General features: G+C 70.7%; 26 protein-coding genes. 15 read left to right on the top strand and 11 right to left on the bottom strand.

Annotation, left to right across the window (positions count from 1 at the left end; translation table 11 throughout):
• Positions 1 to 22 precede the first annotated feature (22 nt).
• On the top strand, positions 23 to 472 hold the full coding sequence (locus tag O7546_RS14435) for a helix-turn-helix domain-containing protein (protein WP_228532690.1): 450 nt from the start codon (positions 23 to 25) through the stop codon (positions 470 to 472).
• The gene (locus O7546_RS14440) at positions 465 to 833 is read left to right on the top strand and encodes a DUF4180 domain-containing protein (RefSeq protein ID WP_194802558.1); all 369 of its coding nucleotides are present in this window, start codon (positions 465 to 467) and stop codon (positions 831 to 833) included. The genes O7546_RS14435 and O7546_RS14440 overlap by 8 nt, the downstream gene beginning before the upstream one ends.
• Positions 834 to 940: 107 nt before the next feature.
• On the opposite strand, the gene O7546_RS14445 is transcribed toward O7546_RS14440, so the two are convergent.
• From O7546_RS14445 to O7546_RS14455, 3 genes are all read right to left on the bottom strand, one after another.
• Positions 941 to 2,005, bottom strand: coding sequence for an IS110 family transposase (locus O7546_RS14445; RefSeq protein ID WP_194803564.1), 1,065 nt, complete (start codon positions 2,003 to 2,005; stop codon positions 941 to 943).
• Positions 2,006 to 2,342: 337 nt separating this feature from the next.
• Entirely contained in the window at positions 2,343 to 2,993 is a 651-nt protein-coding gene (locus O7546_RS14450; RefSeq protein WP_269696984.1) for an NAD(P)H-dependent oxidoreductase, read from the bottom strand.
• A 62-nt stretch (positions 2,994 to 3,055) separates the two neighbouring features.
• The gene (locus O7546_RS14455) at positions 3,056 to 3,823 is read right to left on the bottom strand and encodes a lysophospholipid acyltransferase family protein (protein WP_269696985.1); all 768 of its coding nucleotides are present in this window, start codon (positions 3,821 to 3,823) and stop codon (positions 3,056 to 3,058) included.
• Positions 3,824 to 4,032: 209 nt separating this feature from the next.
• Here O7546_RS14455 and O7546_RS14460 point away from each other — a divergent pair, with 209 nt between their 5' ends.
• Together O7546_RS14460 and cydB are read left to right on the top strand one after the other, a co-directional pair.
• Positions 4,033 to 5,445: a cytochrome ubiquinol oxidase subunit I gene (locus O7546_RS14460; protein WP_194803384.1), complete on the top strand. Its 1,413-nt coding sequence runs from the start codon at positions 4,033 to 4,035 to the stop codon at positions 5,443 to 5,445.
• A 17-nt stretch (positions 5,446 to 5,462) separates the two neighbouring features.
• Positions 5,463 to 6,461 carry a cytochrome d ubiquinol oxidase subunit II gene (gene cydB / locus O7546_RS14465; RefSeq protein WP_013286337.1) on the top strand — a complete coding sequence of 333 codons (999 nt, stop codon included), beginning with the start codon at positions 5,463 to 5,465 and terminating at the stop codon, positions 6,459 to 6,461.
• 70 nt (positions 6,462 to 6,531) lie between these two features.
• Here cydB and O7546_RS14470 read toward each other — a convergent pair whose 3' ends face one another.
• Together O7546_RS14470 and O7546_RS14475 are read right to left on the bottom strand one after the other, a co-directional pair.
• Positions 6,532 to 7,221 (bottom strand): hypothetical protein, encoded by a 690-nt coding sequence (locus O7546_RS14470; RefSeq protein WP_194803383.1) that lies wholly within the window; start codon positions 7,219 to 7,221, stop codon positions 6,532 to 6,534.
• A gap of 65 nt (positions 7,222 to 7,286) precedes the next feature.
• Entirely contained in the window at positions 7,287 to 7,751 is a 465-nt protein-coding gene (locus O7546_RS14475) for a peroxiredoxin (protein ID WP_194803382.1), read from the bottom strand.
• Positions 7,752 to 7,841: 90 nt separating this feature from the next.
• Here O7546_RS14475 and O7546_RS14480 point away from each other — a divergent pair, with 90 nt between their 5' ends.
• Together O7546_RS14480 and O7546_RS14485 are read left to right on the top strand one after the other, a co-directional pair.
• Positions 7,842 to 8,234, top strand: a complete 393-nt coding sequence (locus O7546_RS14480) for a YciI family protein (RefSeq protein ID WP_194803381.1) — start codon at positions 7,842 to 7,844, stop codon at positions 8,232 to 8,234.
• 19 nt (positions 8,235 to 8,253) lie between these two features.
• Entirely contained in the window at positions 8,254 to 9,477 is a 1,224-nt protein-coding gene (locus O7546_RS14485; protein ID WP_269696986.1) for a DUF6596 domain-containing protein, read from the top strand.
• 6 nt (positions 9,478 to 9,483) lie between these two features.
• Here O7546_RS14485 and O7546_RS14490 read toward each other — a convergent pair whose 3' ends face one another.
• On the bottom strand, positions 9,484 to 10,317 hold the full coding sequence (locus O7546_RS14490; RefSeq protein ID WP_194803379.1) for a patatin-like phospholipase family protein: 834 nt from the start codon (positions 10,315 to 10,317) through the stop codon (positions 9,484 to 9,486).
• 75 nt (positions 10,318 to 10,392) lie between these two features.
• Between O7546_RS14490 and O7546_RS14495 the strand changes: the two genes are divergently transcribed.
• On the top strand, positions 10,393 to 11,121 hold the full coding sequence (locus O7546_RS14495; RefSeq protein ID WP_269696987.1) for an SDR family oxidoreductase: 729 nt from the start codon (positions 10,393 to 10,395) through the stop codon (positions 11,119 to 11,121).
• Positions 11,122 to 11,172: 51 nt separating this feature from the next.
• On the opposite strand, the gene O7546_RS14500 is transcribed toward O7546_RS14495, so the two are convergent.
• Positions 11,173 to 11,298 (bottom strand): hypothetical protein, encoded by a 126-nt coding sequence (locus tag O7546_RS14500; protein WP_255533244.1) that lies wholly within the window; start codon positions 11,296 to 11,298, stop codon positions 11,173 to 11,175.
• Complete coding sequence (locus tag O7546_RS14505; protein ID WP_269696988.1) at positions 11,295 to 12,704, bottom strand: OFA family MFS transporter; 1,410 nt, start codon at positions 12,702 to 12,704, stop codon at positions 11,295 to 11,297. Before O7546_RS14505 ends, O7546_RS14500 begins: the two co-directional genes overlap by 4 nt.
• Before the next feature lie 179 nt (positions 12,705 to 12,883).
• Between O7546_RS14505 and pdxY the strand changes: the two genes are divergently transcribed.
• The 5 genes from pdxY (at position 12,884) to O7546_RS14530 (ending at position 17,574) form a co-directional block, all read left to right on the top strand.
• The gene (pdxY, locus tag O7546_RS14510; protein WP_194803377.1) at positions 12,884 to 13,735 is read left to right on the top strand and encodes a pyridoxal kinase PdxY; all 852 of its coding nucleotides are present in this window, start codon (positions 12,884 to 12,886) and stop codon (positions 13,733 to 13,735) included.
• A gap of 99 nt (positions 13,736 to 13,834) precedes the next feature.
• Positions 13,835 to 14,299: a helix-turn-helix transcriptional regulator gene (locus O7546_RS14515; protein ID WP_013286348.1), complete on the top strand. Its 465-nt coding sequence runs from the start codon at positions 13,835 to 13,837 to the stop codon at positions 14,297 to 14,299.
• Positions 14,300 to 14,304: 5 nt separating this feature from the next.
• The gene (locus O7546_RS14520; protein WP_194803376.1) at positions 14,305 to 14,718 is read left to right on the top strand and encodes a VOC family protein; all 414 of its coding nucleotides are present in this window, start codon (positions 14,305 to 14,307) and stop codon (positions 14,716 to 14,718) included.
• Between the two features lie 3 nt (positions 14,719 to 14,721).
• Positions 14,722 to 15,171, top strand: coding sequence for a pyridoxamine 5'-phosphate oxidase family protein (locus O7546_RS14525; protein WP_281601080.1), 450 nt, complete (start codon positions 14,722 to 14,724; stop codon positions 15,169 to 15,171).
• Between the two features lie 27 nt (positions 15,172 to 15,198).
• Positions 15,199 to 17,574 (top strand): excinuclease ABC subunit UvrA, encoded by a 2,376-nt coding sequence (locus O7546_RS14530; RefSeq protein ID WP_281601081.1) that lies wholly within the window; start codon positions 15,199 to 15,201, stop codon positions 17,572 to 17,574.
• An 82-nt stretch (positions 17,575 to 17,656) separates the two neighbouring features.
• Here the strand turns inward: O7546_RS14530 and O7546_RS14535 are convergent, their stop codons facing one another.
• The gene (locus tag O7546_RS14535; protein WP_281601082.1) at positions 17,657 to 19,216 is read right to left on the bottom strand and encodes a hypothetical protein; all 1,560 of its coding nucleotides are present in this window, start codon (positions 19,214 to 19,216) and stop codon (positions 17,657 to 17,659) included.
• 111 nt (positions 19,217 to 19,327) lie between these two features.
• On the opposite strand from O7546_RS14535, the gene istA reads away from it, so the two are divergent.
• Both istA and istB read left to right on the top strand, forming a co-directional pair.
• Positions 19,328 to 20,554: an IS21 family transposase gene (gene istA, locus O7546_RS14540; RefSeq protein ID WP_281600164.1), complete on the top strand. Its 1,227-nt coding sequence runs from the start codon at positions 19,328 to 19,330 to the stop codon at positions 20,552 to 20,554.
• The gene (gene istB, locus O7546_RS14545) at positions 20,554 to 21,342 is read left to right on the top strand and encodes an IS21-like element helper ATPase IstB (protein WP_281600163.1); all 789 of its coding nucleotides are present in this window, start codon (positions 20,554 to 20,556) and stop codon (positions 21,340 to 21,342) included. The genes istA and istB overlap by 1 nt, the downstream gene beginning before the upstream one ends.
• 22 nt (positions 21,343 to 21,364) lie before the next feature.
• Here istB and O7546_RS14550 read toward each other — a convergent pair whose 3' ends face one another.
• The gene (locus O7546_RS14550; RefSeq protein WP_281601083.1) at positions 21,365 to 22,603 is read right to left on the bottom strand and encodes a hypothetical protein; all 1,239 of its coding nucleotides are present in this window, start codon (positions 22,601 to 22,603) and stop codon (positions 21,365 to 21,367) included.
• A gap of 627 nt (positions 22,604 to 23,230) precedes the next feature.
• On the opposite strand from O7546_RS14550, the gene O7546_RS14555 reads away from it, so the two are divergent.
• On the top strand, positions 23,231 to 24,217 hold the full coding sequence (locus O7546_RS14555; protein WP_281601084.1) for a tyrosine-type recombinase/integrase: 987 nt from the start codon (positions 23,231 to 23,233) through the stop codon (positions 24,215 to 24,217).
• Here O7546_RS14555 and O7546_RS14560 read toward each other — a convergent pair.
• Positions 24,207 to 25,235 (bottom strand): beta family protein, encoded by a 1,029-nt coding sequence (locus tag O7546_RS14560; protein ID WP_281601085.1) that lies wholly within the window; start codon positions 25,233 to 25,235, stop codon positions 24,207 to 24,209. The genes O7546_RS14555 and O7546_RS14560 overlap by 11 nt on opposite strands.
• Positions 25,236 to 25,288 lie beyond the last annotated feature (53 nt).

Below are 25,288 nucleotides of genomic sequence, written 5' to 3' on the forward strand. Positions count from 1 at the left end.
ATCTTCGCTAATATAGGGTGCGATGAGTAACGACATGTATTCGGTGGAGCAGGTTGCTGACCTGCTCGGCCTGCACGTGCGCACGGTGCGCGGCTACATCCGCTCGGGCCGGCTGCGGGCCACGCGGATCGGCAAGCAGTACCGGATCGCCCGCGCGGACCTGGACGCGCTGACCGGCCGGCCCACGGCGGCTGCTCCGGCGCCGGGGGCGGAGGTGTCCAGCGTCGTTCGCCTCGACGGCGTCGACCGGGCCGCCGTCGACCGGCTCGCCACGCTGGTGCTGGCGGGCGTGAACACCCACCACGACCCGGACCGCCCGCTGCGCGTGCAGACGGTCCACGACGAGGAGCGGCACCGCATGACCATCGTGATCCTGGGCGATCTCACCGCCACCGCCGACCTGCTGCGCCTGCTCGACGGCGTGCTCGACGGCGGCAACGGCCTGCTCGGCGGGGAACGCCGCGATGGCTGACCTGATGCAGGAGCGCGCCGGCGTGCCGGTGCTGGTCTGCGGCCCGGACGGCCCGCCGATCGCCACCGAGGCCGACGCGCTGGACCTGATCGGCGCGGCGTTCCTCGGTGCGACCGTGGTGGCGGTGCCGGCCGAACGGCTCGACCCCGGCTTCTTCACGCTCGGCACCCGCTTCGCCGGTGAGGTGATGCAGAAGTTCGTCAACTACCGGCTGCGCCTGGCGATCGTCGGTGACATCTCCGCGCACCTGGAGCGCAGCGGCGCGCTGCGCGCGCTGGTGGCCGAGTCGAACCGGCACGACCAGGTGTGGTTCGTGCCCGACCTGACCGCCCTCGACGAACGTCTGCGCGCTACCCCCTGACCCACCCTGCCCACCCCCGCCTCGCCGATCCTGCACTTGCGGCCCTCGTCGAGGGCGGTTGGCCGGATTTGCCGGGGCGCCAACTGCAAGATCTGTGAAGGTTGCTGTCAAGTGGTGGCTTCGAGGGTGCGCCAGATTTGGCGGGCTATGTAGCGTTTGAGGCTGCGGGTGATCTCGGCTGGGGTGCGGCCTTCGGTGGTGCGGCGGTTGATGTAGTCCTTGGTGGGCTGGTGGCATCGTTGGCGGGTTTTGGCGATGGTGTGCAGGGCGGCGTTGAGGGTGCGGTCGCCGCCTCGGTTGAGGCGGTGGCGGGTGATGCGCCCTGAGCTGGCGGGGACGGGGCTGACGCCGGCGAGTGAGGCGAAGGCGGCTTCGTTGCGGAACCGGCCGGGGTGTGACCAGGCGGTCAGCGCGATCGCGGCGGTGACGGGGCCGATGCCGGGTTGGTCGAGCAGGGTGGGGCAGAGTTTGTCGACCAGGGTGCGGATTTCGGTGAGGTTGGCTTTCAGGAGCCGGTCGAGGGTCTGGATCTGCTCGGCGAGGGTTGCCAGGTGAGTGCGGCGCAGCCGGTCGAGACCGCTGCCGCTGGTGGTGGTGAGGGTGGTGGCGTGCTGGACCTGTCGCAGGGTGCTCAGTCCTCGCATCTGTGTGCGGAGGTCGTCGTCGGCGGTGAGGATCACCGATTTGAACAGGTTGATGGTGGCGGTGCGGGTGTCGCTGTAGTGGCGGCGGCAGACGTGCAGCAGGCGCAGGGCTTCCCGGTCGCCGTCGGTGCGGGGTGAGGCGACGTGGTCGGCGGCCAGGACGCCACGAGCGGCGTGCGCGGCGTCCAGCGCGTCGGACTTGCCGCCTCGACGGCAGCGCCCGGCAGCGGGTTTGGGTGCTTCCAGGACGTACTCACCCGCGGCGCGCAGGACGCGCAGCAGACCGACACCGTGACAACGAGCGCCGTCCAGGGCCCAGGCCCGCCGGCCCGTTCCCAGCACGGCCGTCTGCCGGCCGGCCCAGGCCAGCAGGACAGCGGCGCCGTCGTCGGTGGCCGGCACGGTGATCTCCGCCAGCACGGTGCCGACCGCGGTGAGCACCGCGGCGGTGTGCGTATCGGTATGGGTGTCCACACCGACGACCGCGTCGACACGCTCGGCCAGACGTTCTGCCAGGATGGGAAACACGGACGGTTCTCCCTTGCACGGGACGACGTTCGGACGGCGTCGGCCCGGGAGCGATCACCCAGCGGCACATCTGTGATGAGTCACGCGACACGGGCTGCACACCCCTTCGCGGACAGGCTTCTGATCAGGCCAACAAGGTGGGCCGGGCCGACGCCGGCAACCCACGAGGACAAGTCGACGCCACGGCACACCAACTGACAGCGGCCAGATCTTGCATGAGTCACCCATAGATCACCAACGTCGAACCCTACCGATACCAACCTCCCGGAACCGGCCCACCTATAGAAGCGTCGACCGCGGCGGACGCGGCCAGCCGGAGTGGGTAGGGGGCGTCGGGTCAGCCGGGCCGGCTGCTGGGGCCGGTGGCCGCGTTGCGGGTTCCGGGGGGCGGGTAGGGGCTCTCCGCGAGCAGCCGGGCCAGGTGGGCGCTGTTGAGCGCCAGCGCGGCGGTGGTGCGGCCGGTCGTGTCGGGCTTGGGGCGGGCGTCGATGTAGTCGGTCTTGTGCAGCGCCTCCCCGACCCAGTAGGTGGCCCCGGCGGCCGGGCAGGTGAACCCCACCTCGTTGAGGGCCTGCTGCACCTCGGCGATGGTGTGGTGCGCGCCGTCCTCGTTGCCGACCACTGCCACCCCGCCGACCTTGCCGTAGGTGCACAGGCGGCCCTGGTCGTCGGTCTCGGACAGCTCGGCGTCCAACCGTTCGAGGACCATCTTGGTCACCGACGAGGGCTGACCGAGCCAGATCGGCGTGGCGATGATCAGGATCTGGGCGGCGAGCAGCTTGGCGCGGATGGCGGGCCAGCCGTCGCCGTCGCCCTCGTCGACGGAGACCCCGAAGCGCACGTCGTGGTCGACCACCCGGACGATCTCGCCGTCGACGCCCTGCTCGGCCAGCGCGTCGAGCACCTCCTGGCCGAGCACCTGTGAACTGGACGTCGCCGGGGAGTGCTTCAGGGTGCAGTTGAGAACGAGTGCTCGAACAGCGGTCATGACCGGGTCCTCTCCGCGTACGGGATGCGCGGCTTGATACCCGCCACCGCGCCCACGATGCGTCAGCCGGTACGGCGGCGGTGCGCGCGGCTGTCGTCCACCGGGCGGCCGGGGTCGACGTGCCGGGGCCGATCGGGCTCGTCGGGACGCAGCGGCACGAGGTCCTCGGTGATCGCGTCGATGATCCGGTCGGTGGCCTGCCGGGCCGCGCCGGGGGAGCCCGGCCGCAGGTCGTCCAGCGGCACCGGGGCGCCGAAGTGCACCCGGATGGCCGGTCGGCGCACGATCGCCCGGGCCACCGCACGCAGCATCCCCTTGGGCGCCCGGTAGGGCAGCACCTCGTGCGAGCCCCATTGGGCCACCGGTACGACGGCGGCGCCGCTGGCGAACGCGAGGCGGGCCGCGCCGGTCTTGCCCCGCTCGGGCCACATGCCCGGGTCGAGCCCGATGCGTCCCTCCGGGTAGACGAGCACCACCGACCCGCCGGCCACGGCCTGGGCGGCGACCTCCAGCGAGCGGTGCACCGCGGCGGTGCCCCGGTCGACGCGGATGTGCCCGGCGTGGCGCATCAGCGAGCCGATCAGCGGGGCGCGGAACAGCCCGCCGGTGGCCATGATCCGGGGTGCGACGCGCCGGACCTGGCAGGCGGCGGCGAGCACCACGGGGTCGAACGGGCTGATGTGGTTGGCGGCCAGGATCAGCGGGCCGTGGCGCAGCGCGTCGGGCACGTCGCCGGTGACCTCCAGCCGGCCGACCAGCCCGACGACGGCGCGGGCGAGCGTCTGCGCGCCCCGCCACAGCAGCGGCGCACGCCAGGGGGTGCTGTTCATCAGTGCTGGATGGTCGCACGTGCGGGCACGGGCCGGGGAGCCGGTGGGGGTCCTCCGGCAGGGGTGATCCCGGGACCGCAGGTCCTCCGGCAAGGGTGATCAGGGTCATTGGTCCCGGGCCGGGTGGGGCCCTGCGGCCCTGCTGCTTTCGCTACGACGCCGAGTAGTATCTACTACGTCTCGTAGTATGCACAGCTGGGGGTTTTCTGGTGGACGCGTTGGACGTCGCCCGCTGGCAGTTCGGTGTCACCACCGTCTACCACTTCTTGTTCGTGCCGTTGACCATCGGCCTGTCCGTGCTGGTGGCGATCCTCCAGACCATGTGGCACCGCACCGGCAACGAGCGGTACCTCAAACTCACCAAGTTCTACGGCAAGCTCTTTCTGATCAACTTCGCGATGGGTGTGGTCACCGGCATCGTGCAGGAGTTCCAGTTCGGCATGAACTGGAGCGACTACTCCCGCTTCGTCGGTGACATCTTCGGGGCGCCGCTGGCCATCGAGGCCCTGGTGGCGTTCTTCCTGGAGTCCACGTTCATCGGCCTGTGGATCTTCGGCTGGGACCGGCTGCCCAAGCGCCTGCACCTGGCCTCGATCTGGGCCGCCGCGATCGGCACCAACCTGTCGGCGTACTTCATCCTCGCCGCGAACTCGTTCATGCAGAACCCGGTCGGCTTCCGGATCAACCCGGAGAGCGGCCGCGCCGAGCTGACCGATTTCGTCGCCGTGCTCACCAACAAGGTCGCCCTGGTGACCTTCCCGCACACCCTGGCCGGCGCGTTCCTGGTCGCCGGGTCGCTGATGGTGACCGTGGGCCTGTGGCACGTGATGCGCAACCGCGACAGCGCCGACACCGGCGCGTACCGCTTCGCCACCAAGCTCGGCTCCTGGACGGTCCTGGTCTCCTCGGCGCTGGTGATCCTCACCGGCGACATCCAGGGCAAGATCATGACCGAGGTGCAGCCGATGAAGATGGCGGCCGCGGAGGGCCTCTACACCACCGAGAGCCCCGCCTCGTTCTCCGTGCTCACCGTCGGCAGCCTGGACGGCAGCCGCGAGCTGTTCGCCGTCAAGATCCCGTACCTGCTGTCGTTCCTCGGCACCGGCGACCCCAACGGCACCGTGCAGGGCATCAACGACCTGCAGGCCCAGTACGCCAGCCAGTACGGCCCCGGCAACTACGCCCCGATCATCCCGGTCACCTACTGGAGCTTCCGGTTCATGATCGCCTTCGGGCTGGCCGCCGCCGCGATCGCGCTGCTGGTGCTGTGGAGCCAGCGCAAGGGCCGCACCCCCACCAGCAAGTGGCTGCTGCGCGCCGGCCTGGTCATGCCCGTGCTGCCACTGCTGGCCAACTCCTTCGGCTGGATCTTCACCGAGATGGGCCGTCAGCCGTGGATCGTCTTCGGCGAGATGCTCACCCGTGACGGTGTGTCCCGCAGCGTCTCCCTGACCGAGGTGCTCACCTCGTTCACCGCGTTCACCCTCATCTACGCCGTCCTCGCGGTGGTCGAGTTCAAACTGCTGGTCCGCTACGCCCGCGCCGGCGTACCGGACGTCACCCCGCAGACCGACGACGACGACACCGACGACGCCGAGCGCCCGCTGGCGTTCGCCTACTGACACCCCGGAGCCCAACCGTGGAACTGACGACCGTCTGGTTTCTCCTCGTAGCGGTGCTCTTCACCGGCTACTTCATCCTCGAAGGCTTCGACTTCGGCGTCGGGATGCTGCTGCCGGTGCTCGGCCGCGACGACAGGCAGCGCCGCGTCCTGATCAACACCATCGGCCCGGTCTGGGACGGCAACGAGGTGTGGCTGATCACCGCCGGCGGCGCCATGTTCGCCGCCTTCCCCGAGTGGTACGCCACCCTGTTCTCCGGGTTCTACCTGCCGCTGCTGCTGATCCTGCTGGCCCTGATCGCCCGCGGTGTCGCCTTCGAGTACCGCCACAAGCGGCCCGAGGCGTCCTGGAAGCGCCGCTGGGACCAGGCCATCTTCTGGGGCTCCGCGATCCCGGCGGTGCTGTGGGGCGTGGCGTTCGCGAACATCTTCCGCGGCGTGCCGCTGGACGCCGACCACGAGTACGTCGGCGGCCTGCTCGACCTGCTCAACCCGTACGCGCTGCTCGGCGGCCTGACCACGCTGGGGCTGTTCCTCACCCACGGCGCGGTGTTCCTGGCGCTCAAGACCACCGGTGACATCCGGGAGCGCGCCGGCGCCCTCGCCGTCAAGCTCGGTGTCGGCACCGCCGTGGCCGCCGTGGCGTTCCTGAGCTGGTCGCTGAGCATCCGCTCCAGCGCCGCCGCCGTCGTGCTCGCCGTCGGTGCCGCCCTCGCCCTGCTCGGCGGTCTGGCCGCGGCCAAGGTACGCCGGGAGGGCTGGGCGTTCACCGGTACGGCGGTGGCCATCGCCCTGGCCGTGGCGACGCTGTTCGCCGCGCTGTTCCCGAACGTCATGCCGTCCACCCTCGACGCGGCCGGCACGCTGACCGCCACCAACGCCGCGTCCACCCCGTACACCTTGAAGATCATGACCTGGGTCGCAGTGGTGTTCACGCCGATCGTGCTGGCGTACCAGGGTTGGACGTACTGGGTGTTCCGCCGCCGGATCGGGGTACAGAACATTCCGCAACACTGATCGACCTGTGGGCGCAGGGGCGCGGGGCCGGTGCGAGGGGGTCGCACCGGCCCCGCGGGGCGTTCCGGGGTCAGCGCGCCTCGCGCAGTTCCGCCAGCCGCGCCTCGATCTCGGCCAGCTCGGCGCGCAGCTTCTCCGCCTGCTGTTCGGCCTCGGCCCGCTCGGCGGCCAGGATCTGCTCCACCGCCTCCTGCACCCCCGGCACGTCGACAAGCGCCACCATCCGCAGCGCCTCGGCCGGCTTCACCACGTACGGCCGGGCCAGCGCCTTCGTGCCCTGCTGCGCGGCCACCGTCCACTCGCCCTCGGCGTACGCGAGGGTGACGGTCAGCCCCGGCGGCGTCTTCGGCTTCGCGGCCTTCACCGCCCGCTTCGCCGGCTTCGGCTCCGCCGCCGGCTGCTCGGCCTTCGGCTCCTCCCGCCGCGGCGCCGGCACCCGCGGCGTGTCCAGCACGAACTCCGGCTCCGGCGGGGCCGCCGGTGGCTGCTCCGGTTCCGGCTTCGCCTCGGCGGCCGGACGCCGCCCGGCGCCCTTGGGGGCGATCGCCACGTCGGCGGGGGAGAAGGGCAGCTCGTCGCGGCCGAACCGCACCACCACGAACTCCTCCGACGCCGCCGGGTCGGTCAGCTCCACCACCTGCCCGAGCTGCCCGGCCATCTGCCCGGCCGCCTCGGTGAACACCACCCGGGGCTTGCGGCCCGCCGCAAGGGCCTCCCGGATTCCCTGAACCTCGTCAGTGGACAAACCCTGACCCGCCATCACGCCCTCTTCCGTACACCTGTTTGACGCAGCCTTGATACCAGCCGGCTGCGACACCGCGATGATCAGCCCCCGAGGGCCCGCAACGCCGCGTCGGCGTGCTCGTTCATGTTCAGCTCGTTGTGCACCACGGCGAGGACCCGCCGGTCGGTGCCGATCACGAACGTCATCCGCCGGGTGCTCAGCGCGCCCAGCGGCAACCGCCGCCGCACCCCGAACGCCCGCGCCACCGTCCCGTCGGCGTCGGACAGCAGCGGATAGTCGAACCCGTGCCGGCGGGCGAACTCGGCCTGCCGCTGCACCGGATCCCGGCTGATCCCCACCCGAGACGCGCCCACCGCCGCGAACTCCGCCGCCAGGTCCCGGAAGTGGCAGCTCTGCGCCGTGCAGCCCCGCGTCATCGCCGCCGGATAGAAGAACAGCACCACCGGACCGGCGGCCAGGAACTCCGACAGCCGCCGTGGCGTACCCGTCTCGTCCGGCAGCGTGAAATCCTCGACCAGGTCACCGACACCAACCGCGTCACTCATGACGCGAGGATATGTAGACATCGGCGATCCCGCTCCGTCGTACCGGGCGAGCGGCGGGGAGGCACCGCCGCACGACGCGAAGGACCGACAGTGAAGTACGTGATCATGATCCACTCCAACCCGGAGCCGTGGGGCCACCCCACCTCCGAATACCTCGCCGCCCACCAGGAGCTTCCCGCCGAGGTACGCGACCGGCTCAACGCCGACTTCGAGCAGGTGATGACCGAGCTGCACGCCAACGGGGAACTGGTCGTCGGCGAGGCGCTCGCCGACCCCCGCACCGCCCGGCTCTACCGGTGGCGCGACGGCGCACCGCTGGCCACCGACGGCCCGTACTCCGAGGCCAAGGAACACCTCGCCGGTTTCTTCCTCATCGACGTCGAGGACCAGGCCCGCGCCGAGGCCGTCGCCGCGAAGTTCGCCGGCCCGGGCGAGACCGTCGAGCTGCGGCCCCTGATGTGGCCGGGCGGCTCCGATCAGTGACGCCACGCCCCTCGCGGACGTGTGGCGCCGGGAGGCGCCGCACGTCCGCGCCGCGCTGCTGCGCCGCTACGGGCACCCCGACGCCTGCGAGGACGCCCTCCAGGACGCGGCGGAAGCCGCAGCCGCGCGGTGGCCGCTCACCGGCGTCCCCGACGAACCCCGCGCCTGGCTCATCCAGGTCGCCTCGCGGCGGCTGATCGACCGGATGCGCGCCGAGGCGGCCCGAACCCGCCGCGAGCGGCTCGACGCGGGCCGGCAACCCGGCGCCGGCGTGGTACCGCCCGTCGACGACGACACGCCCGTGACCGGCGCCGACGACACGTTGCGGCTGCTGTTCCTGTGCTGCCACCCGGCGCTGAGCCGCCCCTCCCAGGTCGCGCTGACCCTGCGCGCCGTGGCGGGACTGCGGGTGGAGCAGATCGCCGCGGCCTACCTGGTTCCGGCCCGGACCATGACGCAGCGGCTGAGCCGCGCCCGCGCGACACTGCGCGAGGCCGGCGCCCGGTTCACCATGCCGCCACCGGACGCGCTGCCCGACCGGGTGGCCGCCGTGCTGGACGTGTGTCACCTGGTGTTCAGCGAGGGCTACACCCGCACCTCCGGCGACCAGCTCCTGGACGTCGAACTCGCCGAGGAGGCGATCCGGCTCACCCGGCAGGTCCACGCCGCCCTGCCCGGCCACCACGAGGTCACCGGCGCGCTGGCGCTGATGCTGCTCACCCACGCCCGGTCGGCGGCCCGTACCGACGCCGCCGGTGACCTCGTACCGCTGGCCGACCAGGACCGCTCCCGCTGGCGCGGCGACCTCATCGACGAGGGCGTAACGCTGCTCGGCCGGGCCCTGCCCCACGGCCCGGTGGGCCGCTACCAGCTCCAGGCGGCCATCGCCGCCGTGCACGCCGAGGCGCCGGCCTTCGGCGACACCGACTGGCTGCAGATCAGCGTCCTCTACGACATGCTGAGCCGGGTCGCCCCCAGCCCGTTCGTCACGCTCAACCAGGCCGTCGCGGTGGCCATGGCGCACGGCCCCGCCGTCGGGCTGGCCCTGCTCGACCCGCTGCTGGCCGACCCGGCGATGCGCGGCCACCACCGGCTGCACGCCGTGCGCGCGCACCTGCTGGAACTCCGCGGCGACCCGCAGGCCGCCGCCGAGCACTACCGGCTGGCCGCCCGGCTCACCGGCAGCCTGCCCGAACAGCGCTACCTCAACCGGCGGCTGGCGCGCCTGATCAGCGGCTCCTGATCGCGGTCACCGCCACACCCCGGCCACCTCGGCGGCCACCGCGTCGGCCTGCGCGAACCCGGCCCGCGCCGACGCCGCCCGCCGCGCCGGGTCCAGCACGTTACGGCCGATCGCCGTCCGCGCCGCCCGGTCCGGCGACACCACCGCCACCCGCGCCCCCGCCTCCCGCAACGCCGCCACCTGCGCCGCCAGCCGAGGCATCGGCCCCACCGCCGCGCGCGTCGGCGCCAGCACCACCACCCGATCGCACCCGGCCGCCAGATCCGCGTTCACCGGCGAGCGGACCCCACCGTCGACGTAGCGCCGGCCGCCGACAGTCACCGGCGGCCACACCCCCGGCACCGCGCAACTCGCGCCGACGGCGTCCACCAGCGGCACCCCGCCGTCCGCGTCGAACACCACGAACTCGCCGGAGGCCGCGTCCACGGCGGTGACCAGCAACCGCGCCGCCGGCCACTGCGGTGACGGCAACCGGGCCGCGATCACCGCCCGCCGCGACTGCTCCGACGGGGTACGCGCCGACAACGCCATCGCGCCGATACGCGCCCGGGCCCGCGCCGCGTCCCGGCCCCGCCCACCGGCCCACGCCCAGCGCAACAGCACGCCCGTCCCGAGCCGCGCCGGCACCTCCTCGCGGGGCGGCCGCAGCTGCGCCTCGTACAACTCCGCCAGAGGCGTACCCGAACGCACCTGCGCCCCGACCACCGACCCGGCCGACGTGCCCACCACCAGGTCCGCCTCGTCCAGCCGCAGGCCGTGCCCGGCGAGCCCGGCCAGCAGACCCAGCTCCCAGGCCACCCCGGTCACCCCGCCGCCACCCAGCACCAACGCGCGCCCCATGTGACAGTCCTCTCCACCCCGGATGGTCCCGCCCACGGTAACGTCGCCCCCACCGCACGACAGGGGAGAAGGGCATTGACCTCCGTCACCATCGTCACCGGGGGAGGACGCGGCATCGGCGCGGCCACCGCCCGCCGGCTCGCCACCGAGGGCCACGACCTGGTCATCGGCTACCGCGCTGACCACGCCGCCGCCGAATCCGTGGCCGCCGACGTGCGCGCCGCCGGCCGCCGCGCGGTCACCGTCGCCGCCGACACATGCGACCCCGACCAGGTACGCCGCATCTTCGACGCCGCCGACCGGCTCGGCCCGCTCACCGGCCTGGTCAACAACGCCGGCGTCACCAGCCCGATCGGCCCGTTCACCGACCTGCGCGTCGAGGACCTGCGCGAGGTCGTCGACGTCAACCTCATCGGGTACGTGCTGTGCGCCCAGCAGGCGGCCCGGCGGCTCACCCGCGGCGGCGCCATCGTCAACGTCTCCTCCGTCGCCGCCACGCTCGGCTCGCCCGGCGAGTACATCCACTACGCCGCAGTCAAGGCCGCCACCGACACCCTCACCGTCGGGCTCGCCAAGGAACTCGCGCCGCACGGCATCCGCGTCAACGCCGTCGCCCCCGGGATCATCCGCACCACGATCCACGCCCGCTCCGGCGTGCCCGACCGCCCGGACAGCGCCGCCGGGCGGATCCCGATGGGCCGCGCCGGCGAACCCGGGGAGGTCGCCGGCGCGATCGCGCACCTGCTCGGCCCGGACGCCTCGTACACCACGGGCGCGGTCCTGCGCGTCGGCGGCGGTCTCTGACCCGGCGGCGGCCCGGGGGTTTCCCGCCCCCAGGCCGCCGCGTCGCGTCTCCTACCGGGTGAACAGCTTCGCCGCCGTGATCAGCGTCTGCACCACCCCGTAGCCCAGCAGCACCGACACCACCAGCCACGACACCACCAGGCGGACCTGCTGCCCGCCTCCGCTGCGCTCGTTCACGATCCGCTCCTCTCCGTGGTCCCCTGCACCGTCTCGTCCCGCCCCGACGCGGGCTCGTGGTAGCGCTGCGGCACCGGCCGCACCAGCAGGTTCGCCACCAGACCCACCGCCAGCACCCCGACCATCGTGAACAGCGCCGGCCGGTACGCCGCCGCCGTCAGCGTGCCCGGCTCGCCCTGCGCGTCGAGGAACGCGTTGACGATCAGCGGCCCGGCCACGCCCGCCGCCGACCACGCGGTCAGCAGCCGGCCGTGGATCGCGCCGACCTCGAACGTGCCGAACATGTCCCGCAGGTACGCCGGAATGGTCGCGAACCCGCCACCGTAGAACGACAGGATCACGGCTGCCAGCAGCACGAACAACGCCGTCGAGGTCTGCCCCACCAGCGCCAGCAGCAGGTACAGCACCATGCCCACACCCAGGTACACCACGTAGATCGGCTTGCGGCCGATCAGATCCGACGTGGACGACCACACGAACCGGCCCGCCATGTTGAACAGCGACAGCACTCCCACGAACCCGCCGGCCGCCGCCACCGACACCGCCGAGGTCCCGTTGTCGCGGAAGAAGTCCTGGATCATCGGGCTGGCCTGCTCCAGGATGCCGATACCCGCCGTCACGTTGCAGAACAGCACCACCCACAGCAGCCAGAACGACCGCGTCCTCACCGCGTTGGCCGCCGACACGTTGGCGGTCGTCACCAGCGGCTTCTCCGCCACCGTCGCCGGGTCGAAACCGGCCGGCCGCCAGCCCGGCGCCGGGACCCGCACGTTGAACACCCCGAACATCATGATCACGAAGTAGCCGACGCCGAGCGTGACGAACAGCCACACCAGTGCCGAACCCGACGCCGTGGAACCGCTGTTCGACGGGTCGTAACCCGAGTCGAAGAACGACAGCAGCTGCCGGGACAGGGGAGAGGCCACCATCGCCCCACCACCGAATCCCATGATCGCGAGCCCGGTCGCCAGACCCGGCCGGTCCGGAAACCACTTGATCAACGTGGAGACGGGGGAGATGTACCCGATTCCCAGACCGATCCCGCCCAGCACCCCGTACCCCAGATACAGCAGCCACAGCTGCCCGGTCGCGATGCCCAGCGCCCCGACCAGGAACCCCGCCGCCCAGAAACACGCCGAGACGAACATCGCCTTACGCGGCCCGTTCGCCTCCACCCACGTACCGGCCACCGCGGCCGACAACCCCAGCATCACGATCGCGATGCTGAAGATCACCCCGATCGCCGTCTGACTCGTGTCGAAATGCGCAATCAGGGAGTTCTTGTACACGCTCGTCGCGTACACCTGCCCGATGCACAGATGGATCGCCAGCGCCGCCGGAGGTATCAGCCAGCGGCTGTACCCCGGCGGCGCGACGGTGTGCCGACGATCGAGTGCGGAAAGCATCAACGCTTCCTCCGTCCAGAAGGCGAGAACACCGGAGTTCATGCCCCCACCGCACGCTGCGCCCAAACCCGCCCCGCGCCCGGCGGTCGAAACCCTGAGCCGAACGGTCACCGCCGTCCCGGCCCGTCATCACCCCACCACCAGCGGTCACGCCCGTCCGGAGATGCGACGATGACCAGGTGAAGATCCTGTCCATCCAGTCGTCGGTCGCCTACGGCCACGTCGGCAACTCCGCCGCCGTGTTCCCACTGCAACGCCTCCGACACGAGGTCTGGCCGGTCCTGACCGTGCACTTCTCCAACCACACCGGCTACGGCGCCTGGCGCGGCCCCCTGCTCGCCCCCACCGACGTCGCCGACGTCATCGCCGGTATCGCCGACCGCGGCGTACTGGGCACCGCCGACGCCGTCCTCTCCGGCTACCAGGGCGACCCCGCCGTCGGCGCCGTCATCCTCGACGCCGTCGCCCAGGTCAAGGCCGCCAACCCGGCCGCCCTCTACTGCTGCGACCCGGTCATGGGCGACGTCGGCCGCGGCATGTTCGTCCGCCCCGGCATCCCCGAATACCTCCGCGACACCGTCGTCCCGCGCGCCGACATCGTCACCCCCAACCAGTTCGAGCTGGAGTTCCTCGCCGGCCGCACCACAGACACCATCGACGACCTGCTCGCCGCCGTCGACGCCGTCCGCGCCACCGGCCCCCGGCACGTCCTGGTCACCAGCGTCCTGCACGGCGACCTGCCCGCCGGCCACCTGGAAGTCGTCGCCGTCTCCGACGACGGCGCCTGGGCCGTCACCACCCCGCTGCTGCCGATCGCACCCAACGGCGGCGGCGACGTCACCGCCGCCCTCTACCTCGCCCACCTCGCCACCACCGGCTCACCACAGACCGCCCTGGAACGCACCACCAACTCGATCTACGCCGTACTCGAGGCCACACTCGAAGCCGGCACCCGCGAACTGCAGATCGTCGCCACCCAGGACGCCATCGCCGACCCACCCACCCGCTTCACCGCTCGCCGGCTGCGCTGACCGACAGCGCGGGTGCACCCGCCGCCCGGGTGCACCCCGGCGGCGACTCGCCGCTCGAACAGGTGGACGACCCCACCGCCCACCAGGCAGGATGCGGACGTGCCACCGCACCCGGCAACCGACGACCCCGCGTTCGCCCAGCGCCTGCGCGACCTCACCCGGCTACGCCGCGTCCGCGACCGCATCGACCGCGAATACGCCAAACCCCTCGACGTCGAAGCCCTCGCCCGCGGCGAACACATGTCCGCCGGCCACCTCAGCCGCCAGTTCCGCCAGACCTACGGCGAATCCCCGTACGCATACCTCATGACCCGCCGCATCGAACGCGCCATGGCCCTGCTGCGCCGCGGCGACCTCAGCGTCACCGACGTCTGCTTCGCCGTCGGCTGCCAGTCCCTGGGCACCTTCAGCACCCGCTTCACCGAACTCGTCGGCGAACCACCCAGCGCCTACCGCGCCCGCCACGCCCCCGACACCGCCGAACCACCACCCTGCCTCACCAAACAAGCCACCCGACCGATCAGGAATCGAGAAGCCCGCACCGGCCGACCACCACTAGCGTGACCACCATGACGATCACCATTCACTACGCATTCCTGCCCCACACCGACGCCGACACCGCCATCGCCTTCTACCGCGACACCCTCGGCTTCGAACTCCGCAACGACGTCGGCCAGGGCGACACCATGCGCTGGCTCACCGTCGGCCCACCCAACCAGCCCGAGACCGGCATCGTCCTGCACCCACCGGCCGTCGACCCCGGCATCAGCGACGACGAACGCCGCACCATCCTCGAACTCATCGCCAAGGGCAGCTACGGCGCACTCACCCTCGCCACCGACGACCTCGACGGCCTGTTCGACCGCCTCCAGGCAAGCGGCGCCGACGTCGTCCAGGAACCCACCGAACAGCCCTACGGCGTCCGCGACTGCGCCTTCCGCGACCCCACCGGCAACCTCATCCGCATCAACGAGCAGCGCTGACCCGTGACCGACGCGCCCCGCCCCCGCGCCCAGCGGCGCCACGACACCACCCACCGCCTCGACCACGACGTCGACTGCTGGGTCGCCACCGCCGGCCCCGACGGCACCCCGTACCTCGTGCCCCTGTCCTTCGACTGGGACGGCCACACCCTGCTCGTCGCCACCCCGGCCGACAGCCCCACCGGCCGCAACCTCGCCGGCGGCCACGCCCGCGTCGGCCTCGGCCCCACCCGCGACGTCACCATGATCGACGGCCACGTTGAAACCCTCACCATCGACGCCCTGCCCACCGACCGAGGTGACCGCTTCGCCACCCGAACCGGCTTCGACCCCCGTACCCTGACCACGCCCTACCACTGGTACCGCATCACCCCACACCGCATCCAGGCCTGGCGCGAAGCCGACGAACTACCCGGCCGCACCCTGATGCGCGACGGCCGCTGGCTCGACTGACACCCGCACCACCGGACGGAGAGCACAATGAGCAAGGCCACCACCGGCCTGCACCACGCCGACAGCCACGACATCATCCGCGTCCACGGCGCCCGCGAGAACAACCTGCGCAACGTCGACGTCGAGATACCCAAACGCCGCCTCACCGTCTTCACCGGCGTCTCCGGCTCCGGCAAGAGCTCACTGGTCTTCGGCACCATTGCCGCCGAGTCCCAGCGCCTCATCAACGAGACCTACAGCGCCTTCGTCCAGGGCTTCATGCCTACCCTGTCCCGCCCCGAAGTCGACGTCCTCGAAGGCCTCACCACCGCCATCATCGTCGACCAGGAACGCATGGGCGCCGACCCCCGCTCCACCGTCGGCACCGCCACCGACGTCAACGCCATGCTCCGCATCCTGTTCAGCCGCCTCGGCGACCCCCACATCGGCCCACCCAACGCCTACTCCTTCAACGTCCCCTCCGTCCGCGCCGCCGGCGCCATCACCGTCGACCGCGGCCCCGGCAGGACCCAGACCAAGAAGGGCACCTTCAACCGCCTCGGCGGCATGTGCCCCCGCTGCGAGGGCCGCGGCGCCGTCACCGACTTCGACCTCACCGTCCTCTACGACGAGAAGCTCTCCCTCAACGAGGGCGCCATCACCATCCCCGGCTACAGCATGGACGGCTGGTACGGCCGCATCTTCCGCTCCAGCGGCCTGTTCGACCCCGAAAAGCCCATCCGCGACTACACCAAACGCGAGCTGAGCGACCTGCTCCACAAGGAACCCACAAAGATCAAAGTCGACGGCATCAACGTCACCTACACCGGTCTCATCCCCGCCATCAGCAAGTCGATGCTCGCCAAGGACGTCGACGCCATGCAGCCGCACATCCGCGCCTTCGTCGAACGCGCCATCACGTTCACCACCTGCCCCGACTGCGACGGCACCCGCCTGGCCCCCGAAGCCCGCTCCTCGAAGATCAACGGCATCAACATCGCCGACGCCTGCGCCATGCAGATCAGCGACCTCGCCACCTGGGTACGCGACCTCCACGAACCCTCCGTCGGCCCGCTGCTCAAAGCACTGGGGGACACCCTCGACTCCTTCGTCGAGATCGGCCTCGGCTACCTCAGCCTCGACCGCCCCGCCGGCACCCTCTCCGGCGGCGAGGCCCAGCGCACCAAGATGATCCGCCACCTCGGCTCGTCCCTCACCGACGTCACCTACGTCTTCGACGAACCCACCATCGGCCTGCACCCGCACGACATCGCCCGCATGAACAACCTCCTGCTCCAACTCCGCGACAAGGGCAACACCGTCCTCGTCGTCGAACACAAACCCGAGACCATCGCCATCGCCGACCACGTCGTCGACCTCGGCCCCGGCGCCGGCACCGCCGGCGGCACCATCTGCTACGAAGGCACAGTCGCCGGCCTGCGCGAAAGCGGCACCACCACCGGCCGCCACCTCGACGACCGCGCCACCCTCAAGGACAAGCTGCGTACGCCCACCGGCGCCCTGCCGATCCGCGGCGCCCGCACCCACAACCTGCGCGACGTCGACGTCGACATCCCCCTCGGCGTCCTGGTCGTCGTCACCGGCGTCGCCGGCTCCGGCAAGAGCAGCCTCATCCACGGCTCACTGGCCAAACGCGAGGACGTCGTCAGCATCGACCAGACCGCCATCCGCGGCTCCCGCCGCAGCAACCCCGCCACCTACACCGGCCTGCTCGACCCCATCCGCAAAGCCTTCGCCAAGGCCAACGGCGTCAAACCCGCCCTGTTCAGCGCCAACTCCGAAGGCGCCTGTCCGACCTGCAACGGCGCCGGCGTCATCTACACCGACCTCGGCATGATGGCCGGCGTCGCCAGCACCTGCGAGGACTGCGAAGGCAAGCGCTTCCAGCCCGCCGTCCTCGACTACCACCTCGGCGGACGCGACATCAGCGAGGTCCTCGCCATGTCCGTCGACGAAGCCGAGACGTTCTTCAGCGACGGCGACGCCCGCACCCCGGCCGCACACACCATCCTCGACCGGCTCGCCGACGTCGGCCTCGGCTACCTCACGCTCGGTCAACCCCTGACCACGCTGTCCGGCGGCGAACGGCAACGCCTCAAGCTCGCCACCCGGATGGGGGACAAGGGCGGCGTGTACGTCCTGGACGAACCCACCACCGGCCTGCACCTGGCCGACGTCGCCCAACTGCTCGGCCTGCTCGACCGGCTCGTCGACGCCGGGAAGTCCGTCATCGTGATCGAGCACCACCAGGCCGTCATGGCACACGCCGACTGGATCATCGACCTCGGCCCGGGCGCCGGTCACGACGGCGGCCGGATCGTGTACGAGGGCACCCCGGCGGATCTCGTGGCGGCCCGGTCCACACTCACCGGCGAACACCTGGCCGACTACGTCGGCGCCTGACCGCCGTACCAGGAGCAGGGGAGAGGCACCGACAACCCTCAGCGGAGGACCCCACGACGAGGACGCGCGGGCACACCTCCGTTCAGGGCTCGAGCTGGATGTTCACCGGATCGACGAACTCGACCCGCAGCCGATCATCGGACAGGATGTCGACAACCCGCTGCCAGTGCGCGGCACGCCGGCTGCAGACCGCGCGCAGGTGCTCGACGCCCGGCCGGTCTCCTTCCGCATCGACCCGCCTCAAGGTCGCCAGGCCGAACTCTGCGGTGGCGGCGCTCAGCTTCGCGGTCACGCGGCCCACCTGCTGGACGACCTCGTCCACGTGCCGGGTCAGCTCATCCACCCGGGCTTCGACGGATTCGTCGCGTCGAGACAGCGACTCCAGGCCGTCCGGCTTCTCGATGACCAACTCGTCGAACACCGGCACGGGTGGCGGGAAGCGGAGATCCGCGACGTACACAAGCTCCACCGCCTCGGTGACGAGGCGACAGAACTCCGCCCGGTGCAGCCAGTACCAAGCGCGGTCCTCCGCCATCCTCGCCAGCAGGCGCCATGTCCGGTCGTCCACGTCGAGCCACTTGATCAGATCGTGGACATCCCCTGGCCACGGTGGCTCACAGCGCTGGTGCCAGTTTTGCTCCAGCAGCGCCGCCCCGTCGTGGAGCAGCTTCTTGACGTACGCCGCGATCCGGATACGGGTGACGTTCTCGGGGCGACGCAGGACCGATCGCATCGGCTGGTACAGGTCCAGTTGAAGGAACCGGAACTCGTCACTGCCGCGGAGGCGACCGAAGTCCGGGTCACTGCTGGCGATCCAACTGCGCAGCCGTGAGGCCACACCGGTCTGCGTGGTGGCCTGCAGCGAGACCTGCCCGGCTACCTTGCTTCCAGCGCTGGCCAGAGCGGCCTGGAGTTCGATCACCGCGTACTCGGTCAGCAGGTGCTGACGCCGGTCCTCGCCGAGATCGCCGGGAGGAATCGGAGCCACCTCCGCCTCCGGGCTCGGTGGGGGAACAGGGAGATAGCCGTACAGGCCGTAGGCATAGGCAGTCGCCGCCTGGTAGTAGTCCAGGTAGCCAAGCCGTCCCGGGCCGAGCCGATGACGACGCTGCGCGCGGGCGACTGCGTCGCGAAGCAACACCGGCTGGACGGGCCAACTCCCCACCATCGTCTCGACTCGCCGGTACAGGCGTCGTGGCCACCAGGGTCGCAGGTTCCGCATCGCGACCAGCCTCTGCTCGGCGAACCAGCCGACCTCGACACCCGCAACAGTGAGCTGGTCCTGGGCCAGATCATGTACGGCGCGGGCGAGCCGGAGCGGCGCCCACACGTCCCGCGCGAAGCGAAGCGCGCCCCTGGTCACCTCGGAGCGGGTACCGGGGACCAACCACGCCAGCAATGCGTCCTCGTGCAGCCGGTGAAACTCCTGGAGCGCGGCCAGGTTGAGCAGCACCCGAGCGGTGGCCGGAGTGCCCAGCATCTCCTTGACCTGCCGCTGCGCCTCGGCACGGTCCGCTGCATCGCGAAAGGAAGACAACAACGGCCAGTACCGACCCACGAAGGCCGCGATCAACCGATCCTTGATCTGGTCACGGAGAACCTTCCGCTCGCCGACGGCATCGGTGGCGAACCAGTCCTCCACGGTGCGTTCCGAGTACGCCAGAGTCTTCGCGTACTGATAGCTGTCGGCTCCGCCTGAAAACTGACCCCGTGGTTCCGGCTGAATTTTGACCCCTTCCGGAAGCATCGGGAGGTGCTGAGCGTGGAGGACTGGGCGGAGATCCGTCGGTTGTACCGGGCGGAGCGGATGGCGATCAAGGCCATCTGCCGTCGGCTGGGGGTCTCGCGGAACACGGTGCGTAAGGCTTTGGCCAGTCATGAGCCGCCTCGCTATCAGCGGGCGGCGAAGGGTTCGATCGTGGACGCGGTGGAGCCGCAGATCAGGGCGTTGTTGGCGGAGTTCCCGGACATGCCGACGACGGTGATCATGGAGCGGGTCGGGTGGACTCGCGGCAAGACGGTGTTCTCTGATCGGGTGCAGCAGCTGCGGCCGTTGTTCCGCCGGCCGGATCCGGCTCAGCGGACGGAGTATCTGCCGGGTGAGCTGGCGCAGTGTGATCTGTGGTTCCCGCCGGCGGACGTGCCGTTGGGCTTCGGGCAGGTCGGTCGGCCGCCGGTGCTGGTGATGGTGTCGGGGTATTCGCGGTGGCTGTCTGCGGTGATGATCCCGTCGCGGCAGTCGCCGGACCTGCTGGTCGGACACTGGACGCTGATCTCCGGCTGGGGGCGGGTGCCCAAGGCGTTGGTGTGGGACAACGAGTCCGCCGTCGGGCAGTGGCGGGCCGGCAGGCCGCAGCTGACCGAGGCGATGAACGCCTTCCGCGGCACCCTCGGCATCAAGGTGATCCAGTGCCGGCCGGCGGACCCGGAATCGAAGGGCCTGGTCGAACGGGCCAACGGCTATCTGGAGACCTCGTTCCTGCCCGGACGCCGGTTCGGTTCACCCGGCGACTTCAACGCTCAGCTGTCCGAGTGGTTGGTGCGGGCGAACAACCGCCAGCACCGGATGCTGGGCTGCCGCCCGGCGGAGCGGTGGGACGCCGACCGGCAGGTGATGCTGCCGCTGCCGCCGGTCGCGCCGGTGGTCGGGTGGCGGCAGGCCACCCGGCTGCCCCGCGATCACTACGTCCGCTTGGACGGCAACGACTACTCGGTGCACCCGTCAGTGGTCGGCCGGCGGGTCGAGGTCACCGCCGACTGCGACCACGTGACGGTGCTCTGCGACGGCCGACCGGTGGCCCGGCACGACCGTTGCTGGGCCAAGCATCAGAGCATCACCGACCCCGCCCACCGCCAAGCCGCCGCCGATCTGCGCATCGCCGCCCAACGCACCCCGACGGCCGCCGTCGACGCCCAAGTCGAACGCCGGCCGTTGAGCGACTACGACCGGATGTTCGGCCTGGACGAGGTGGCTGCGTGATGGCCGCCAAGACCAGCCGCAACGTCGCATCCGAGATCGCGTTCCTCACCCGTGCCCTGAAGGCGCCGTCCCTGGCCGCGTCGGTGGAGCGCCTGGCGGAGCGGGCCCGGGCAGAGTCGTGGACGCATGAGGAGTTCCTCGCCGCCTGCCTGCAACGCGAGGTCGCCGCCCGCGAAGCCCACGGCGGAGAAGGACGCATCCGGGCAGCCAGGTTTCCGGCCCGCAAGAGCCTGGAGGAGTTCGACTTCGACCACCAACGGTCGTTGAAGCGGGAGACCATCGCCCATCTGGGAACCCTCGACTTCATCACCGGCCGAGAGAACGTCGTCTTCCTGGGCCCGCCCGGCACCGGCAAAACCCACCTGTCCATCGGCCTCGGGATCCGGGCCTGCCAGGCAGGACACCGGGTCGCGTTCGCCACCGCCGCCCAGTGGGTGTCCCGCCTGGCTGATGCCCACCACGCCGGCCGCCTGCAAGACGAACTGGTCAAACTCGGCCGGATCCCGCTGCTGATCGTCGACGAGGTCGGCTACATCCCCTTCGAAGCCGAAGCCGCGAACCTGTTCTTCCAGCTCGTCTCCAACCGCTACGAACGAGCCACCCTGATCGTCACCAGCAACAAGCCCTTCGGCCGCTGGGGCGAAGTGTTCGGCGACGATGTCGTCGCCGCAGCCATGATCGACCGCCTCGTTCACCACGCCGAGGTGATCTCGATGAAGGGCGACAGCTACCGACTCAAAGACCGCGACCTCGGCCGCGTCCCCGCAGCCACCAAGACCAACGACTGAACATCAACAACCAACGAGGGGGTCAAAATTCGGCCGGAACAGAGGGGTCAAAGTTCAGCCGGCGTTGACAATAGCGCAGGCGAATGAGTTCCCGGCGCCGACGGATGGCCCACAGCATCGAGATGGGGTAGCGGAACGGGTGCCTCCACCGATCTCGTCTGCGGGTCCAGAGTGAGGCGGTGTAGCGGCTCTCCAACTCACCGAGGCAGAGCGCGCCGTGGTACGTGTCCAGGGCGGCGAGGAACAGACCCAGGTCCTCCTGAACGCTGGCCACCATCATGCGGATATCGGAGTTGAAGGGGTCCAGGCGAAGGGCTTCCCGATACCACCAGAGCGCGTCGTCGAGACGCCGCTCGTCGTGCCGCTTCTTGGCCTCGTTGTACGCCTCGAAGAGTCCGGTCGGCAGGTCCCGGAGCCGCCACGTCCGCCACGGCGCCTCATCAGCCAGGCGGGTCACTGGCAGGATCTTGGCCATCGTCCAGTAGGCCGCCTTACAGGTTGCGTCTTCCCATGTCATGCCCCACTCGGTAGTCGTCGCACTGCCTGTGGCACCCGCGAACGACGTGACCGTGACCGAGACGCCGCAACAGGGCTCCTGCTTCCGCTCCTGGAGAGTTGCCCTGATCATGTAACCCGTCCGAGGCCAGAGCCGTGCCATGAACTTGGGCAGGACCGCCAACGGGTTCGTCAACGTTCCCGGCTCCTCGCCGAGGACATCGAGGAAGTTCTGCGCAGGGAGAGTCGTCGGGCCCGCATATGGCGGGTAGATGCTGGTGGTGGCGAGCTGACGGCAGAACCGGCTCTTCAGGTACGCCGCCCGGCCGGTGTCTTTCGCGTCCGCGGCATTCTCGAAGTCACGCACGTCGACCGCCCCGGGGCGGTGTGCGAGCCACTCACGGCGAAAGTTGCGCCACGCGACGAAGGCCGCCAGGAACAGGATCAGGATCCCGAGCCGTTGCCACAGCTCAGTGGGCGGGTTGCCGAAGGCACGAGCCACGCCGATCAGAAGAAGGCGGAACGGCTCCAGGAACCCCCAACCACTGTGATCCGCCGGGACGGCAGCGGACCGCGCAAGGCCACCGAGTGCCAGAAGCAGCGTCACCGTGCTGAGAGTTCCGAGGACCAGCCAGGGCACTGGTTTCGGGATCGGCAGGGGCGAGGGCGCGACTCGGGCTTTGCTGAAGATCCGATGCGGGGACCGGACCTTCCAGGACTCGGGGCGTGGGTCCCGCTGCTCGGCGTCATCGTGCCGGTTGTCCATCGAAACGCTCCTGACGACCGCCCGGGACTGCGGTTTCAGGCTAAGTGGTCGGCTAGCGAGCAACTGGAATTCGGCGGGATCGGTGTCGTGCCCGAACCTGACCTCACTGTTCGATAATGCACATTATGTCAAGTACAGCTGAGGCGGGAGCTCCCCGAGCGCCCGCGCGAGGCAGGTGACCGCCTTTGCGGGCTTTCGGGGGCGCCGGAGTGTCACGCAGTCACCCCCTGTCGTGCCGCCGGGCCGCGTGCTCAATTTGGCGCGCGTTGGCAGCGGCAGCGAGCTCGCCGCGAGCCGGCTCACGCCTCCAGACACGATGTCGCCGCCGTTGCGTCCAGGCACCGGTCATCGGGCCGGCCCATCCACCGGCCGACCCGAGCGCCCCCGCCGAATCCCACCTCACTCCACCCGCCGTCCGCCGATCATGAAGCTAGCGGCGACACATCAGACAGCACTTCCGGTCAACCTCATGATCGCTGGCGCGGCGCCAGTTCGCCGATGTGGCTGCATCGGAGCACTGGGGTTACCGCCATCTCGGCGAGATGGAGTTGATCATGGCGTTGGTCGCCCCCGCTCCCCTGATGTGGACTCCTGGCGGGAACGCGAGAATCATGCATAATATCCCTTATGCATGACAAACCGGACGAAACGTTGGAGGCCCTGATCAAGGAGTTCCTGACCGCCCGGGCAACCCGTAAGCCCTCCCCCCACACCCTGTCCGCGTACCGCAGGGATCTGACCACGGTGGCCGAGCTGGTCGCCACCGACGGCGACACCTCTCCCCTGCACGTACCCGTCAGCGCCCTCTCCCCCAAGGTGATGCGCGCGGCGTTCGCGCGGTTCGCTGCTCCCCGGGCCGCCGCCTCGGTCCACCGTGCCTGGTCGACATGGAACAGCTTCTTCACGTTCCTGGTGGCCGAGGGTGTCGTACCGGGAAATCCGATGCCGGCGGTGGGGCGGCCCCGCACGCCGCTCCCCCGGCCCAAGCCGCTGCGCGGCGAGGACACCCCGGAGGAGCTGCTGTCGGCGGTGGCGCGCGCGGAGGGCCGGCAGCGCGATCCGTGGCCGGAGCGCGACCTGGCGGTGCTGGCGCTGGCGTTGTGCGCGGGATTGCGGCTGTCGGAGCTGCTGGCGCTGCGGGTGTCGTCGGTGGCCGGGCGCGACGGCGAGCGGCGGGTGGACGTGGCGGGTAAGGGTGGGCGGCCGCGTACGGTGCCGATCGAGGACGGCGTCGACCGGGTGCTCGCGGGTTACCTGGACAGCCGGCGGCTCCGGTTCGGGTCGCGCAGCGTGCGGCCGGATTCGCCGTTGCTGGTGGATCGTCAGGGTGAGGCGTTGCGGCGGGGCGGTCTGCAGTACCTGGTGGAGTCGTGTTACCGGCGGGCGGGCATCGGTGACCGGGTGCCGCGGGGTGCGCGGTTGCACGCGTTGCGGCACACGTTCGCGACGCGGTTGGCGGAGGACGGGGCGAGCGCGGCGGAGATCATGCGGTTGCTGGGGCATGCGTCGTTGGCGTCGTCGCAGACGTACATCGAGGTGACGGCGGGTCAGCAGCGGGCGGCGGTGGCGGCGAACCGTACCAACAGGGCGTTGTCGGGGTTGGTCAAGCGATAGCTGTCAGGCCGAGTTGGTCGGCGACGTACGACAGGTGGTGTGACGTTGCCCAGGCGATCCATTGGGTGGCGGTGCCGGGGCCGGCGTGGCGGGCGGCGCGCAGGGCGATCTGCTCGTCGCCCCAGGAGAAGTGACGCCCGGTGGGCGGCCAGTGGTCGGCGGATACGAGGGCCTGGCAGATGTCGTAGATGCCGGTGTTGCCGCTGTCCATGCCGTCGCTGGGCGCACGGTAGGTCCACCAGGTGTCCTGGTGGGTGTAGCGGATGTTGGGTGCTGGCCCTCGGCGTCCCGATCCGGCGCCGGGGTGAGTGACGCCGTAGTCGGCGAACTGGATGTCATGGTCCTTGAGCCGCTGCCAGAGGTCGAAGTCCCGCCTGCGGAGCGGGATGGCGGTGCCGGCTGGTACGTGGGAGATCGTGGCGGGCATGGCTCCGGCGGCGACGACGACCGCCTTCCAGGGGTGGCGTCCGGCCCACACGAGGTGTTTGCGAACGAGGGGTTCGGCTGTCGTGAGGTGCCGGTCGGATGCCACCTCGGCGACGTCGATGACGAGGGTGCAGTTCTCGGGTCGCAGTTCGGTGGCGGATAGGACTTGGCTCAGTCGTGCGTCGGTTTCGGCGTCGTCCGGTTCGGTGTGGTGGGCGGCGAGCCGGAGAACGCCACCGTAGGGCGCGGCGGCGTAACGGACGTCGGCCAGTTGTGCGGGGGTGTCGTTCAGGTGGGCGACGGGCAGCGCGGGGATCCCCCACGGGTGCAGGTCGTCGGCGATGTCGCGGAGTGGCCGGCGGGTGCCGGTGGTGGGTTCGGGGAGGTGGCGCACGTCGACGGCGATGGCCATGTCACGCGGGATGCTGTCCTGTGCGCGTTGACTGAAGGTGCATGCGTCGGTGATCGGACCGTGCTTGGAGGGTGGCAGGTCGAAGATCGGGAGGATGTGTGGTGCGAGTTCGTCGGGGACGTGGCTGACGGCCTGGAGTTCGGCTTGGCGTCCTTTGAGGATCGGGTGGTAGCCCGTCATTCGCATCGCCCCACACGATTTCGACGACAGTCACTTACGTCGATATTCCACGT

The organism is Micromonospora sp. WMMA1976, from assembly GCF_027497335.1.
GTDB lineage: Bacteria > Actinomycetota > Actinomycetes > Mycobacteriales > Micromonosporaceae > Micromonospora > Micromonospora aurantiaca.

Bases quoted from the DNA above. Each gene is read 5' to 3' on its own strand.
- O7546_RS14555 (WP_281601084.1), top strand. From the start codon at position 23,231: ATGCATGACAAACCGGACGAAACGTTGGAGGCCCTGATCAAGGAGTTC.
- istB (WP_281600163.1), top strand. From the start codon at position 20,554: ATGGCCGCCAAGACCAGCCGCAACGTCGCATCCGAGATCGCGTTCCTC.
- O7546_RS14560 (WP_281601085.1), bottom strand. From the start codon at position 25,235: ATGACGGGCTACCACCCGATCCTCAAAGGACGCCAAGCCGAACTCCAG.
- O7546_RS14475 (WP_194803382.1), bottom strand. From the start codon at position 7,751: ATGAGTGACGCGGTTGGTGTCGGTGACCTGGTCGAGGATTTCACGCTG.
- O7546_RS14440 (WP_194802558.1), top strand. From the start codon at position 465: ATGGCTGACCTGATGCAGGAGCGCGCCGGCGTGCCGGTGCTGGTCTGC.
- O7546_RS14550 (WP_281601083.1), bottom strand. From the start codon at position 22,603: ATGGACAACCGGCACGATGACGCCGAGCAGCGGGACCCACGCCCCGAG.
- O7546_RS14530 (WP_281601081.1), top strand. From the start codon at position 15,199: ATGAGCAAGGCCACCACCGGCCTGCACCACGCCGACAGCCACGACATC.
- O7546_RS14505 (WP_269696988.1), bottom strand. From the start codon at position 12,704: ATGCTTTCCGCACTCGATCGTCGGCACACCGTCGCGCCGCCGGGGTAC.
- O7546_RS14455 (WP_269696985.1), bottom strand. From the start codon at position 3,823: ATGAACAGCACCCCCTGGCGTGCGCCGCTGCTGTGGCGGGGCGCGCAG.
- O7546_RS14470 (WP_194803383.1), bottom strand. From the start codon at position 7,221: ATGGCGGGTCAGGGTTTGTCCACTGACGAGGTTCAGGGAATCCGGGAG.
- O7546_RS14435 (WP_228532690.1), top strand. From the start codon at position 23: ATGAGTAACGACATGTATTCGGTGGAGCAGGTTGCTGACCTGCTCGGC.
- O7546_RS14490 (WP_194803379.1), bottom strand. From the start codon at position 10,317: ATGGGGCGCGCGTTGGTGCTGGGTGGCGGCGGGGTGACCGGGGTGGCC.
- O7546_RS14520 (WP_194803376.1), top strand. From the start codon at position 14,305: ATGACGATCACCATTCACTACGCATTCCTGCCCCACACCGACGCCGAC.
- O7546_RS14450 (WP_269696984.1), bottom strand. From the start codon at position 2,993: ATGACCGCTGTTCGAGCACTCGTTCTCAACTGCACCCTGAAGCACTCC.